This window comes from Pseudoalteromonas sp. UBA6610 (genome assembly GCF_002433295.1).
Taxonomy (GTDB): Bacteria; Pseudomonadota; Gammaproteobacteria; order Enterobacterales; family Alteromonadaceae; genus Pseudoalteromonas; species Pseudoalteromonas atlantica.
Genome location: NZ_DJHW01000108.1, coordinates 1 through 13,479 on the forward strand (window position 1 = coordinate 1; position 13,479 = coordinate 13,479).

At 41.4% G+C, this 13,479-nt stretch carries 13 protein-coding genes; 4 read left to right on the top strand and 9 right to left on the bottom strand.

Features of this window, described 5'->3' with window-relative positions:
• Positions 1 to 434: 434 nt before the first annotated feature.
• From recG to asnC, 3 genes are read right to left on the bottom strand one after another with little or no spacing between them, the layout of a single operon-like run.
• The gene (gene recG, locus B4F91_RS14455) at positions 435 to 2,516 is read right to left on the bottom strand and encodes an ATP-dependent DNA helicase RecG (protein ID WP_286938058.1); all 2,082 of its coding nucleotides are present in this window, start codon (positions 2,514 to 2,516) and stop codon (positions 435 to 437) included.
• A 60-nt stretch (positions 2,517 to 2,576) separates the two neighbouring features.
• Positions 2,577 to 3,263, bottom strand: coding sequence for a tRNA (guanosine(18)-2'-O)-methyltransferase TrmH (gene trmH / locus B4F91_RS14460; protein ID WP_286938055.1), 687 nt, complete (start codon positions 3,261 to 3,263; stop codon positions 2,577 to 2,579).
• A 40-nt stretch (positions 3,264 to 3,303) separates the two neighbouring features.
• The gene (gene asnC, locus B4F91_RS14465; protein WP_096042401.1) at positions 3,304 to 3,762 is read right to left on the bottom strand and encodes a transcriptional regulator AsnC; all 459 of its coding nucleotides are present in this window, start codon (positions 3,760 to 3,762) and stop codon (positions 3,304 to 3,306) included.
• A 196-nt stretch (positions 3,763 to 3,958) separates the two neighbouring features.
• Between asnC and asnA the strand changes: the two genes are divergently transcribed.
• Positions 3,959 to 4,954 carry an aspartate--ammonia ligase gene (asnA, locus tag B4F91_RS14470; protein WP_138686151.1) on the top strand — a complete coding sequence of 332 codons (996 nt, stop codon included), beginning with the start codon at positions 3,959 to 3,961 and terminating at the stop codon, positions 4,952 to 4,954.
• A 24-nt stretch (positions 4,955 to 4,978) separates the two neighbouring features.
• On the opposite strand, the gene B4F91_RS14475 is transcribed toward asnA, so the two are convergent.
• The 6 genes from B4F91_RS14475 to B4F91_RS14500 form a co-directional block, all read right to left on the bottom strand.
• Positions 4,979 to 6,586, bottom strand: coding sequence for a DUF342 domain-containing protein (locus B4F91_RS14475; RefSeq protein ID WP_054983951.1), 1,608 nt, complete (start codon positions 6,584 to 6,586; stop codon positions 4,979 to 4,981).
• 151 nt (positions 6,587 to 6,737) lie between these two features.
• Complete coding sequence (locus B4F91_RS14480; protein WP_004588255.1) at positions 6,738 to 7,130, bottom strand: RidA family protein; 393 nt, start codon at positions 7,128 to 7,130, stop codon at positions 6,738 to 6,740.
• Between the two features lie 12 nt (positions 7,131 to 7,142).
• The gene (spoT, locus tag B4F91_RS14485; protein ID WP_004588254.1) at positions 7,143 to 9,248 is read right to left on the bottom strand and encodes a bifunctional GTP diphosphokinase/guanosine-3',5'-bis pyrophosphate 3'-pyrophosphohydrolase; all 2,106 of its coding nucleotides are present in this window, start codon (positions 9,246 to 9,248) and stop codon (positions 7,143 to 7,145) included.
• A gap of 127 nt (positions 9,249 to 9,375) precedes the next feature.
• Positions 9,376 to 9,651, bottom strand: a complete 276-nt coding sequence (gene rpoZ, locus B4F91_RS14490; RefSeq protein ID WP_004588253.1) for a DNA-directed RNA polymerase subunit omega — start codon at positions 9,649 to 9,651, stop codon at positions 9,376 to 9,378.
• Positions 9,652 to 9,765: 114 nt separating this feature from the next.
• Positions 9,766 to 10,386: a guanylate kinase gene (gmk, locus tag B4F91_RS14495; RefSeq protein WP_029773160.1), complete on the bottom strand. Its 621-nt coding sequence runs from the start codon at positions 10,384 to 10,386 to the stop codon at positions 9,766 to 9,768.
• Between the two features lie 115 nt (positions 10,387 to 10,501).
• Positions 10,502 to 11,362 (bottom strand): YicC/YloC family endoribonuclease, encoded by an 861-nt coding sequence (locus tag B4F91_RS14500; protein ID WP_024032427.1) that lies wholly within the window; start codon positions 11,360 to 11,362, stop codon positions 10,502 to 10,504.
• Between the two features lie 163 nt (positions 11,363 to 11,525).
• Between B4F91_RS14500 and rph the strand changes: the two genes are divergently transcribed.
• Genes rph through B4F91_RS14515 form a run of 3 tightly spaced genes read left to right on the top strand, consistent with a single transcriptional unit; the run spans position 11,526 to position 13,337 of the window.
• Positions 11,526 to 12,239 (top strand): ribonuclease PH, encoded by a 714-nt coding sequence (gene rph, locus B4F91_RS14505; RefSeq protein ID WP_004588248.1) that lies wholly within the window; start codon positions 11,526 to 11,528, stop codon positions 12,237 to 12,239.
• 12 nt (positions 12,240 to 12,251) lie between these two features.
• Positions 12,252 to 12,896 carry an orotate phosphoribosyltransferase gene (gene pyrE / locus B4F91_RS14510; RefSeq protein WP_004588247.1) on the top strand — a complete coding sequence of 215 codons (645 nt, stop codon included), beginning with the start codon at positions 12,252 to 12,254 and terminating at the stop codon, positions 12,894 to 12,896.
• A gap of 57 nt (positions 12,897 to 12,953) precedes the next feature.
• Entirely contained in the window at positions 12,954 to 13,337 is a 384-nt protein-coding gene (locus B4F91_RS14515) for a diacylglycerol kinase (RefSeq protein WP_004588246.1), read from the top strand.
• The last annotated feature ends 142 nt before the right edge of the window (positions 13,338 to 13,479 follow it).

Sequence of the window (13,479 nt, forward strand, 5' to 3'; positions counted from 1 at the left end):
CCAGGCTTCAAATAAGAGAAACCCGTTACAGCGATGTAACGGGTTTTTTGCTGTCTGGAGTTTAGTAAATAACCAGACCCATTGAGCAATTAATACTCACTTTTAAACCTATCATGTAGGTCGGGCGAGCGTAGCGACTCCCGACGCAATGATAATGTCGCATTTGCTATGTGACTCTCTACCGCTGTGGGCACTACGACATCGCCAGGCTCCAAATACAAGAAGGCCCGACTCGAAAGAGCTGGGCTTTTTTATGTCTGCAGAAAAGTGAAAAATACATTGCAGATATTATTCGCACAGTCTCCTATTCGCACAGTCTACACAACCTCCGTAGCGTGGGTTGAGTATCACGAAACCCGTGGATAAGGCTCACCACACATCTGTATGGTAAATATAGCGTTTCAGCAGCGAGCTTTACGAGTACTTTAGCGTAATTATGCTTGTGCGTAGTTAGATTTATTACCTAGCCAGCGATGAATTAAAGGGTCTATAAGGTCGGGGTTTTGCTTTAGCATTTGTTGAGCAATGGGCCTGACTTGATTTAGCGTGTGTTTATCTCGAGTAAGATCCGCTATTTTAAATTCTGCTAAGCCAGTTTGTTTAGTGCCGAGTACTTCACCTGGCCCACGTATTTCTAAATCTCGCTCTGCGATGACAAAGCCATCGTTACTGTCTCTTAATACACCTAAACGTTTTTGAGCGGTGTGAGAAAGAGGGGCATGATATAACAGTACGCAATGCGAAGCGGTTGCTCCTCGTCCTACGCGCCCGCGTAATTGATGTAATTGTGCTAATCCTAAGCGTTCAGGATTTTCTATGATAATTAAACTGGCATTGGGTACGTCTACACCTACTTCTATTACTGTTGTTGCAACAAGTACATGAATATTGCCTGCTTTAAAGTCGCTCATTATCGCTTGTTTTTCAGCGGCTTTCATACGGCCATGAACGAGCCCTACATTAAGCTCTGGCAACGCCTCTTTTAATTGTAATGCGCTGTCTTCAGCTGCTTGGCATTGTAGGGCTTCTGATTCGTCAATGAGGGTACATACCCAATAAACCTGTCTGCCTTGTTCGTTACAGGCAAGCTTAACACGGTTTATTATATCGTCTCGGCGTGTATCAGGAATGGCCACAGTGGTTATAGGTGTGCGCCCAGGTGGTAACTCATCTATCACTGAGGTTTCTAAATCGGCATAGGCCGTCATAGCCAATGTACGCGGAATGGGGGTTGCGGTCATGACTAACTGATGAGGGTAACAATTACCAAATTTGCCTTTTTCACGCAGTGAGAGGCGTTGATGAACACCAAAGCGATGTTGCTCATCGATGATAATTAATACTAAGTTGTTAAATTTTACCTCGTCTTGAAATAGGGCGTGCGTTCCTACTATCATTTGCGCTTCCCCTGAGGCGATTTTTTCAAGTGTATTAGTACGCTCTTTCCCTTTAGTTTTACCGCCTAGCCAGGCAACGTTAATCCCAAGACTTTCAAACCATTGCTTAAAATTTATTCCGTGTTGTTCAGAAAGGATTTCTGTAGGTGCCATTAGGGCAACTTGAAAACCTTGTGCTATTGCTGTTAATGCACTTAAAGCTGCAACCAGTGTTTTACCTGAGCCTACATCACCTTGTACTAATCGCATCATGGGGTAGGCATGCTGTAAATCCCCTTTTATTTCGGCTACAACTCTATTTTGTGCATTAGTCGGCGCAAAAGGGAGTTGCGCTAAAAATTGGCCCTCTAATGTATTTGTAGGGCTTAGGGAAACTGCCCTTACTTGCTGCCCTTGCTCGCGTACTTTTAATAAGCTTAAGTTTTGGGCAAGTAGCTCTTCAAACACTAAGCGTTGTTGTGCCGGATGCATGCCTTGTTCAAGCGAAATAATGTCAACATCATTCGCAGGGCGATGAAGTAGTAATAAAGCGTCACTTAATTGCATATGTGACGGTTGCCATTTTTCAGGGATAAGCTCTTCAACAGAATACTTATGTAATAAATCGATGGCTTGTTCACTTAACGCTCTAATTGATAATTGTTTTAAGCCTTCGGTGGTTGAATACACGGGGGTTAGTGTTGCGGCGGTTGGTTGCTCGTTTGGGGTATCGCTAATGCTGTATTCTGGGTGGCTCATTTCAAAACCAACGCGCCCGCGTCTTACTTCACCAAAGCAACGGATTATTTTGCCACTGCTAAATGCGTTTTTTTGCGCTGCTGTAAAATTAAAAAACCGTAAAGTAAGCCTACCTGTACCATCGTTTATTTGCACCACTAACATACGCCGTTTACCAAAGGTCACTTGGCTTGTTTCTATTGTTGCTTCAACAGTACAGTGGCTGTGTAAAGTAACATCGTTAATAGCATAAATACGGGTACGATCTTCATAGCGTAAAGGCAAATGAAAGAGCATATCTTGCACGGTAGCTATACCTAGCTTTTGTAGGCGTTCGGCCATTTTTGGTCCTACCCCTTTAAGTTCTGTAATAGGGTATTGGCTTAAGCTAGGTTTAGACAATGTAGGCTCAAATCTGTTTATTTGTGAATGAGTTAAGTGTACTCACAGGTTTGCTAAGCATCAAGCATGTTTTAAAGCTTGCCAAAACTGCTTGTTAGCGACTATTTCACCTTCTTCATCGAGTGGTGGGTAAGGTAGGTTTTTTAATCTACATTGTTTAGCAATAACTGGGTGATACCCTTCAAAATACATAGGGTGTTTAATCTCTTCACTTAGCATATCGCGCTTATATAGCCCTGCTTTTTCTCGTTGCTGTTGTGCTTCAAATAAAATAAGCGCAGCAGCTACTGATACATTAAGTGACTGCACCATGCCTTGCATAGGAATAATAATGTTTTGATCGGCGTGTTCTAGCGCGCGCTCAGAAATCCCCGTTTTTTCTTGGCCAACGATTATAGCTGTGGGTTTTGTGTAATCGATTTCTCTAAAATCTACAGCATCTTCGCTCAAGTGTGTTGCTAATATTTGTACATCTGGGTTGTGCTTTCGCATCATCGCAGCAGCATCATCAATATTTTTATGCAGGTGTGTTTCTAGCCAGTTTTTACTGCCGCCAGAAGTATTATTGGTCAGCCATTTTTGGTTTTCTGGCCATACAGCATGCACATGATGGCAACCTACTGCATCAGCACTTCTTACAATAGCTGAGAGATTATGATGTTTATGTACGTCTTCTAGGCAGACTGTTAGGTCTGTTTGGCGACGTGAGAGCACGTCTTTTATTCGTTGGTAGCGATTTTGCTGCATGGTGATCCTCTTTTTTGATAATTATACGTAATTTTATCTATTAAGGCATTACTGTGCGGCTAATTGGATTTTGCAAAGAGATTAGGGTCTCGGTTGATTGTATAGCCTCTATAGCTTGTATTTTATTAATGAGCACGTCTTGCAGATGGTCGATAGACTTGGCCATTACCTTTATAAAAATGCTGTAGTTACCCGTGGTGTAATAAGCTTCAACTACTTCTTCTAATGCTTCTAGTTTAATCAGTGTTTCTGGGTAGTCGCGAGCGTTGTTTAAGTTAATACCAATAAAGCAACATACATCGTAACCAAGTTGCTTTGTACTAATGCTTAATTGGGTGCCGGTAATGATGCCCGCTTGTTTCATTTTTTCTACGCGTACGTGAATTGTGCCGGCACTTACAGTAAACCGTTTAGCTAATTCTGCGTAGGCTGTACGGGCATTGGCCATTAGAGCGTGAAGTATCTTTTTATCGAGATTATCGATTTGATAATTTTCCATTATTTTTGCTTACTTAAATTAGTGAATCTACATTTTTATACCGTGTAAATTAATCGATTTTGCATATTAAAGCTATTTTTATTATGGGTTATTGAATTAAAAGTTTAAATCGTTACATTAACCTCATTAAAGGCGCCTACAGGGTGTTTTTTCATTAATAAGCAAGTAACAATAACTGGGAATGAGGCCAATTATTATGAGTTCACACTATGTGCAGCAACAGCAGCAAATAAGTAAAGTTAAGCAGTTTTTTTCACAGCAATTAGAGCAGCAACTAGGGTTAGTTGAAGTTCAGGCTCCTATTTTGGCCAAAGTAGGTGATGGCACACAAGATAACCTGAGCGGCCACGAGAATGCAGTTGCTGTTAACGTAAAAGCAATTACCGATAGCAGTTATGAAGTTGTTCATTCACTTGCTAAATGGAAGCGTAAAACGCTAGCAACTTACGGCTTTTCTGTAGGTGAAGGTATTTATACGCAAATGAAAGCGTTGCGCCCAGATGAAGACTCATTAAGCCCAATACACTCTGTTTATGTTGATCAATGGGATTGGGAGAAGGTAATTTGCCAACGTACTGAACGTACGCTTTCTACATTACAAGACACAGTTAAAGCCATTTACACTGGCATCAAGCAAACAGAGCAGTTTGTAAGTGAAAGCTTTGGTATAGCCCCATTCTTACCCAGTGAAATCACGTTTATACACAGTGAGCAATTACGCAAAATGTACCCTGACTTTAGCGCAAAGCAACGCGAAAAAGCCATTGCACAAGAGTACGGTGCGGTATTTTTAATTGGTATTGGTGGTGCATTAGGTGATGGTAAAATCCATGATGTACGCGCTCCAGATTACGACGATTGGTCTACCCAAACGATTGACGGATACACAGGATTAAATGGCGATATTTTAGTGTGGAACCCTGTGTTAGAAGATGCCTTTGAAATATCATCTATGGGTATTCGTGTAAGCCCTGATGTATTAAAAGCGCAATTGAGCATAACAGGCGATGAAGAACGCCTAGCATTCGATTGGCATAAAGCATTACTAGAAGAGGCTTTCCCACAAACAATTGGTGGCGGAATAGGGCAATCGCGCTTAGCAATGTTATTACTGCAAAAGCAGCATATTGGACAAGTCCAAGTAGGTGTATGGCCAAAGCAAACGCACGATACGGTAAGTGGCTTACTGTAAATTATAAAGGGCGCTAAATGCGCCCTAATGTGTTTTAAAGTTTATTTCTACTTTATTGTTTTGTAGGTTTATATTGCAAGGTGGGTAGTTGCGGGTAGTTTTTAATACTTTATCAAAAATATGGATCTCTACCCCTGAGTGTAATGATGTATTAACGACGAGATTTGCATCGCTTAGTAGGTCGTGGAGTTCATGATCTAGGCTAGATAACTTTTTCTCTAGCTGCTCTGCTTGTTGGCAATAATGCTGCTGTGTTGCGCCAATTTTTTTAATGAGCAGATTCTTCTTTTCTATATCTTTTACTTTATCTGCTTTTTCAAGTGCTGCTTGAAGGGTATCAAGCTGCTCATCGGTTTTTGCTAAGTCTTTAAAGCAGTTATCTGTGTCGGCTGTTATTTCAGCGCCGGATGCGGCTAAATTGATAGCCATTTTTGCACCTGATTCATTGCCTATTTCGCCAGCAATTAACACGGTTGCATCAAGAATCTCTCCACCAAAAATTTTCCCTTTGGGTAACTCTGTTTGGCCAACTTGTAATAAGTGTTTTGCTTTAATAGCACAATGGCTGGCTTGGCGGTCTATAAAGATGTTTTTGCCCTGCATATAACAGTATTGTGCGTGAGATACATGAACATCACCTTCACTTTTAATAGAGCACGACAAAGTTTTATCTTCGAGCTTTTGATGGCCAATAATGCCTTGCTTTACAGTGATGTTTCCGCCGGCTGATAATTCGCCAGATTCGACCGTGCCAAAAACAGTAATGTCGCCTTTTGCGGTGACTCGCATTCCTGGGTCAATGTTTTTAGTCACAATAACACTGCCTTCAAAATCAATATGGCCGCTTTTAACATCTACATCAGAGATGGTAAAAATATCATCAACTCGCATACCGTTAGGTATTTCTACGGGGACCCCCGCTGTTGTAGAAACAAGCTCGAGCGGATTTGTTTTTGATATTTCGGCGCCTTCGCCTGCCACTAACTTTTTATTTTCACCGGGTTTAGCCGGTAGTATGTCACCTACTACAGTGAATCCTTCTTTACCGGGAGTTGCAGGTTGCTGGCGGATCAGTACAGTGCCGGGCTCTACGCTTGCCAGTTTACCAAAGTCGCGCATATCAACACTGCCATCTTCCTTCATTTTTGGTGCTTTTAGGCGATCTTTGAGGGTTTCTACCATAGCTACAAATTTTGTTGCTGTGCCTTCGGCTGGCAGGCGGCCTTTGGCTAGAATCCCTTTTGCCACTGTACCTGGGGGTAAGTTAAATTGTTTATCTAAAAGCTGCTCTAAAAAAGCTTGTTTGTAACCACGTACAACCCCTGCTTTTATGAGTTGTTTTTTGCCCTCTTCTAACGAAAGTACTTTACCACCATAAGCTAAGGTTAGCTCACCTATGGCTTGCATTTTATCTTCACTTAACGTTACCACAAGCGATGCATCGTGCTTACTTGCTACAACCAAGGTTGGCTCATTATTTTGCGCTTTAAAAAAATTATCAATAGCCTCGTGGTCAATTTTGCATTCGCAAAACGTCGACTTCTCGAGTGCATCAATTATAAAAGCGGCGCTAGGTGGAGCGTGCTTACTTACATCAAGTAATACGTTCCCATTATTGGCAAGCTTAAACACTAGTTAATCCTTTTCTACTACTAAAGTTAAGATTGATTTTATTGCATGATTACAGAGTGCTAGATATTTACATGTGAGTCAAGAAAGGGAGATAAACAAAGGCTAGCAATAAAAAATAGAGCTATAAAGGGGGTTTATAGCTCTGTATTTATTAATTAGTTGAAGGAAGTTCCATTATGCCGTCAATTTCAACTTGTGCGCCTTTTGGTAGAGCACGTACACCTAATGCTGCACGGGCAGGATAAGGCTGCTTGAAATATTGGCTCATTACTTCATTCACAGTGGCAAAGTTTGATAAGTCTGTTAGGTAGATATTAATTTTAACAAGATCTTGGATTTTACCGCCTGCTTCTTCGCAAACCGCTGTAATGTTTTTAAATACTTGATGTGTCTGCTCGCTAAAGTCTTCTGAAACCATTTCCATTGTTTCTGGGACAAGTGGAATTTGTCCAGATAAATAAACGGCAGTACCTACTTTAACCGCTTGGCTATAAGTGCCGATGGCAGCAGGTGCTTTTTCGGTAGAAATAAATGCTTTATTCATGAGTTTCCTATTTTACTTTTTACGATAGACTCTTTGCACATCAGGCATCACGCGAATGCGGCGCATAATATTAGCAACATGGACGCGGTTTTTAACGGTAACGCCCAAGTCTATCACATATAAATTACTTTCTTTTTCGTCGGTAGTGATCTCAACAATGTTGGCTTGGGTTGTAGCAACAACATTTGTGAGTTTAGCCAAAGCCCCTTGGTGATTAATTATTTCCACCCGTAGCGCAGCTATATATTCTTTTTCTGGATTGTCATCCCATTTTACAACCAAGTATTTTGAGCGTTCGTTTTCCCAGCCGCGAATGTTTTTACATTCTTGGCGGTGAACGGTAAGCCCTTTACCTTGGCTAATATGTGCAGTGATGGCATCCCCTGGTACAGGTCGGCAACACTTAGAATAATTAACCAACATGCCTTCGGTACCAATAATGGTTGCTTTGGCTTGTTTGCTAATATCTGACAAGTCGTCGCTTTCTTCTTGCAATAAGCGTTTAGCGATTAACACGCTCATTAAGTTACCTGCGCCTATTTCTACTAGTAATTCTAATACTGTAGATAGCTCGTGCTCTTCGAGTACGCGGGCTATATTTTCATCGGCAATGCTGTCGAGCTTATTTTCACCTAAGGCAGAATCGAGTAAGCGTCGGCCTAATAACAATGCTTCTTCTTGGTGTTGGCTCTTAAGATAGTTTCTTATCCCTAAACGGGCTTTACCTGTAACTATAAAGTTTAACCAGGTTGCATTAGGGTGTGCACCCGAGCTGGTAATAATTTCAACACTTTGCCCAGTATCTAAGGCTTTGCTTAGTGGGTAAGGTTTACGGTTTACCCTTGCACCAACACAAGTGTTACCCACATCAGTATGCACCGCGTAAGCAAAATCAACCGCGGTAGCGCCCATTGGCAACTCTACTATGCGGCCATCGGGGGTAAATACGTATATTTCTTCTGGGAACAGCTCGGTTTTAACGTTCTCGACAAATTCGAATGATGAGCCGGCACTTTGCTGAAGCTCCAGCAAACTTTGCATCCATTGACGCGCACGCTGTTGAGCTGTGTTACCCGCGCCATCACCGGCTTTTTTATACATCCAGTGCGCAGCAACCCCTTTATCGGCCATGTGATCCATGTCATGCGTACGCACTTGTATTTCTACCGGAATACCGTGTGGGCCTACTAATGACGTATGCAAAGACTGATAACCATTTGTTTTAGGTACGGCAATATAGTCTTTAAAACGCGTTTCGATAGGTTTATACAGGTTATGTGCAACACCTAACACGCGATAACAGGTATCCATTGCATCTACGTTTATTCTAAAGGCGTAAATATCCATTACCTCATTAAAAAGCAGCTCTTTATTTAGCATTTTTTTATAAATGCTATAAAGGTGTTTTTCGCGCCCAGAAACCGTAGCCTTAATACCAGACTCTTCAAGACGTGCTTCTATTTCGGTTTGAATGTTAGAAATAACTTCTTTGCGATTACCTCGCGCTTTTGCCACTTCAGATTTAAGTGCGCGATGACGCATAGGGTATAAAGCCTGAAAACCTAAATCTTCTAGCTCATTTTTAATATCGTGAATACCTAAACGGTTTGCAATAGGTGCGTAAATTTCAAGTGTTTCACGGGCAATACGACGGCGCTTATCAGGGCGCAGAGCGCCTAATGTACGCATATTATGAGTACGATCGGCCAGTTTAATTAAAATAACCCGAATGTCTTGGGTCATAGCCATGATCATTTTTCGGTAGTTTTCAGCTTGAAATTCTTTTTTGTCTTTAAAGCTGAGCTTATCGAGCTTACTTACCCCTTCAACAAGTTCGGCAACCGTATCGCCAAATATTTCGGCTAAGTCCTGTTGGCTAAAATCGGTATCTTCAATAACGTCATGCATTAGCGCGGCCATAAGTGTTTCATGGTCAAGGTGCATGCCAGCAAGAATTTGGGTTACTTCAACAGGGTGAGTAATGTACGGCTCGCCGCTTGAGCGAGTTTGCCCCTCGTGAGCCTCTCGGGCTACCACGTAGGCTTTTTGCACTAGCTCTACTTCAGCAGCAGGCAAGTATTCAGATATTTTCTTTTTAAGACCTTCAAAAAGATACATTCACACTCCAATGTTCTCGTGAAGCAATAAGTAACGGTAAGTAATAGAATATACGATGAAAAGAGGGGATTGCCAACGGCTAGAGTAGAAATACTGAGCCGTTGACTAAATCAAACCGGGTGGTTGATTATTGATTACCGCCAACAATAGCAGCAACCGCAGCTAATTCAGCTGCTTCTTGGTGTTGTTGTTCTTCACGGTCAATAACGTCCATTGATGAACTATCAACTAAACCTTTTTCGATTTCACGTAGAGCGATAACGGTTGGTTTGTCATTTTCAGCGTCTACTAGTGGGTCTTTACCACCAACAGCAATTTGGCGGGCACGACGAGCCGCAACTAAAATTAAGTCAAAACGATTACCAATTGCATCTACTGCATCTTCAACTGTTACGCGAGCCATCTCAGCACTCCAAAATAATTTAAAAGCAAAGGCGTAGTTTACTGCAAGCAGCTTGTTTCGCCAATAGCCAGTGGTTAATTTTTACCAGTTTTCCCTGTAAAGGGCATAAATGGCTTATTTAAGTAAGTTTGTAATTAAATCGTGATGACGACTAGCTTGGGCTTTTAAGGTTAAGCGCTGCGCTAATACGATAGTTTCAATATTGCTAAGGGCGGTTTCAAAATCATCGTTAACTACAACATAATCATATTCATTGTAGTGCGATGTTTCTGATTGCGCTTTAGCCATACGCCCAGCGATGACCTCGGCAGAATCTTGGCCTCGGTTATTTAAGCGCTGCTCAAGCTCTGCTTTTGAAGGAGGCAAAATAAAAATTGTTTGCACGCTTGGCATAATTTCGCGCACTTGCTGCGCACCTTGCCAGTCAATATCTAAAAATACATCAATACCGGCATCCAGCTGGGACTCAATAGCCTGCTTTGAAGTACCGTAGTAATTATCGAATACTTGCGCCCATTCAAAAAAATCATCTTTAGCAATTAATGCTTTAAATTCATCGGCGCTTACAAAGTGATAATGCACCGCGTTTTCTTCACCAGGGCGAGGGCTTCGGGTGGTATGCGAGACCGATACTTTCATATCTGCATGTTTTTTTAATAACGCCGTGATTAAGCTAGATTTACCCGCACCAGAAGGTGCCGATAAAATAAATAAGTTTCCGCGAGTTTGAGCCATGTTTTTCTCTACTTAAAATAAACAGGCTTGGACTAAATCAATAATCCAAGCCTTTAATTACTCTATTGTACTTTATTTAACTAATTGTGCTCAAGTAAGTAGCACACAAGTACAATTACTCAATATTCTGGATCTGCTCTCTCATCTGCTCAATAAGCACTTTTAGCTCTACAGCTGCATTAGTAATATCGCTATTAATAGACTTAGAGGCTAGGGTGTTTGCTTCGCGGTTAAACTCCTGCATCATAAAATCTAAACGGCGGCCACACGCGCCACCTTTATTAAGAATTTTTTTAGTTTCTTTTACGTGCGATTTTAAGCGGTCGAGTTCTTCGGCAACATCTTGCTTTTGCGCAAGGTAAATAAGCTCTTGTTCAAGGCGAGATTCGTCAATGTCGGTTTTTAAGTCTTCAAGCTTTTGGTTAAGCTTTTCACGCTGCCACTTTGCTATTTCTGGTAAGTGACTTTCTACTACAGTAACTTGCTCAAGTATGGCATCAAGGCGAGTGGCAATCATTTCTTCTAAATTTGCGCCTTCATCGCCACGGGCTGATTTAAAATCTTCAACTACTTGGTCAAAGCCCGCTATAAGTGCTTTATTTACAGTATCTAAATCGAGCTCCTGTGCTTCCATTACGCCAGGCCAGCGCAGTATATCAACAGGGTTAATGTCGCCACTGCTTTGTTGCTGCACCCATTTAGCACTATTTATTAGTTGCTCAGCAAGTGACTCATTAATTGATAGCTCACCCACGTGTGCTGGATTTGCAACAAACTTTAAAAACACTTCAACTTTACCGCGTTGCAAATTTTTACGTAAACGCTCACGAATTACCGGCTCCATGCCACGAAATTGCTCTGGTGCGCGAATAAACGTTTCAAGGTAGCGCTGGTTTACTGAACGAATTTCCCAGGTGCCAGTGCCCCAATCGCCTTTAATTTCGCGACGCGCATAAGCAGTCATACTGTGGATCATGGATAAGTTCCTAAAATTTATTAATACAATATTGCGATGATTATACCGTAACACTGCTTAACCTCTAGAGAAAATTTATTACGCTGAATATTTTACAATCAGCATGGCATCTACCTGCACATGCACTTATAATGTCGCAAATTCAGAATTAAGGGGATCGTCAATGCGTCCAAGCGAAAGAACACCTAACCAAATTAGACCGGTATCATTTACACGTAATTACACATTACACGCTGAAGGCTCAGTACTTGTTGAGTTTGGTAATACCAAAGTACTTTGTACTGCTACGGTTGAAGCAGGTGTACCACGTTTTATGAAAGGCCAAGGTAAAGGTTGGATCAACGCTGAATACGGTATGCTACCGCGCTCAACGCATACGCGTAACGCACGTGAAGCAGCACGTGGCAAGCAAGGCGGTCGTACTATGGAAATTCAACGCTTAATTGCTCGCGCATTAAGAGCTGCAGTAGATTTAAAAGCGCTTGGCGAAAACACCATTACAATTGACTGTGATGTAATTCAAGCTGATGGCGGAACACGTACTGCATCTATTAGTGGTGCATGCGTGGCTTTAGTTGATGCACTTACTCACATGCGCGCTAAAGGAATGATCAACTCAAACCCACTTAAGCACATGATTGCTGCTATTTCGGTAGGTATTTATAAAGGCCAACCAATTAGTGATTTAGAGTACCTTGAAGATTCTGAAGCCGAAACCGATATGAACGTAATTTTAACTGAAACAGGTAAAATTATTGAAGTACAAGGTACCGCAGAGGGCGAACCATTCTCGTTCGACGAATTAGATGAGCTACTTACACTGGCTAAACATTCAATCCGTGAAATTATTGACGTTCAAAAACAAGCGTTAGCATAAGCGAGTACCCCAATGAAAGATTATCAAAAAGAGTTTATTGAATTTGCTTTAGAAAAGCAGGTTTTAAAATTTGGCGAGTTTACCCTTAAATCAGGTCGTACAAGCCCATACTTTTTTAATGCTGGCCTTTTTAACACAGGACGTGATTTAGCACGTTTGGGTCGTTTTTATGCATCAGCCCTCGAAGACGCTGCAATAGAATATGACGTTTTATTTGGCCCAGCTTATAAAGGTATTCCTATTGCAACCACTACCGCAGTAGCGCTGGCAGATCACCATGATAAAGATGTACCTTATTGCTTTAACCGTAAAGAGAAAAAAGCACATGGTGAGGGTGGTACATTAGTAGGTTCTGCATTAACGGGCAAAATTATGCTGGTGGATGATGTGATCACCGCAGGCACTGCGATTCGTGAATCAATGGAAATCATTGCCGATAACGGCGCAGACCTAAGTGGTGTACTAATAGCACTTGATCGCCAAGAAAAAGGCAAAGCTGAGCTTTCAGCTATTCAAGAGGTTGAGCGCGACTTTAATACCAAAGTGATCTCTATTGTAAAATTAGCTGATCTTATTAGTTACCTTGAGAGCCAAGGTACAATGGATGAGCATTTAGCATCAGTTAAAGCATACCGAGATCAATACGGTATTGCCTAACTAAAAAAGCCTCGCAATTGCGGGGCTTTATTTTGACCACAGTAAATAGAGCTAATAATGAAAGATGTATTTAAACCTAACGGCCTTGGTATAAAGCGTATATTTAAAGCAACGTATTGTTCGTACCTTGGTTTTAAAGCGGCCTTTATAGAAGAAGCGGCTTTTAGGCAAGAGTTGCTACTTAGCATTATTTTGCTACCCATTTCTTTTTGGCTAGCCTCATCGGTATTACATTGGGCATTGTTAGTAAGTACATTACTGATCATATTGATTGTGGAATTACTTAATTCAGCAATAGAAGCGCTCACTGATCGCGTAAGTACAGAGCGCCATGTATTATCGGGGCGTGCGAAAGATATGGGATCTGCAGCGGTAACACTCTCATTAATGATCCTTACGATCGTGTGGGGTGCTAGTTTGTATATAAAGTTATTTCAGTAAACCCTCTATATAAACCAATTAATACACCTAAAATGTTAATAAAGTGCTAGTTATGTTGTGTTTTTAGCGCATTTGGCTCAAATAATCAGCGAGCAGTCATTTATTTCAAGTTTTCTTTAAAAAAGGGTTGATCTGTTTTCGG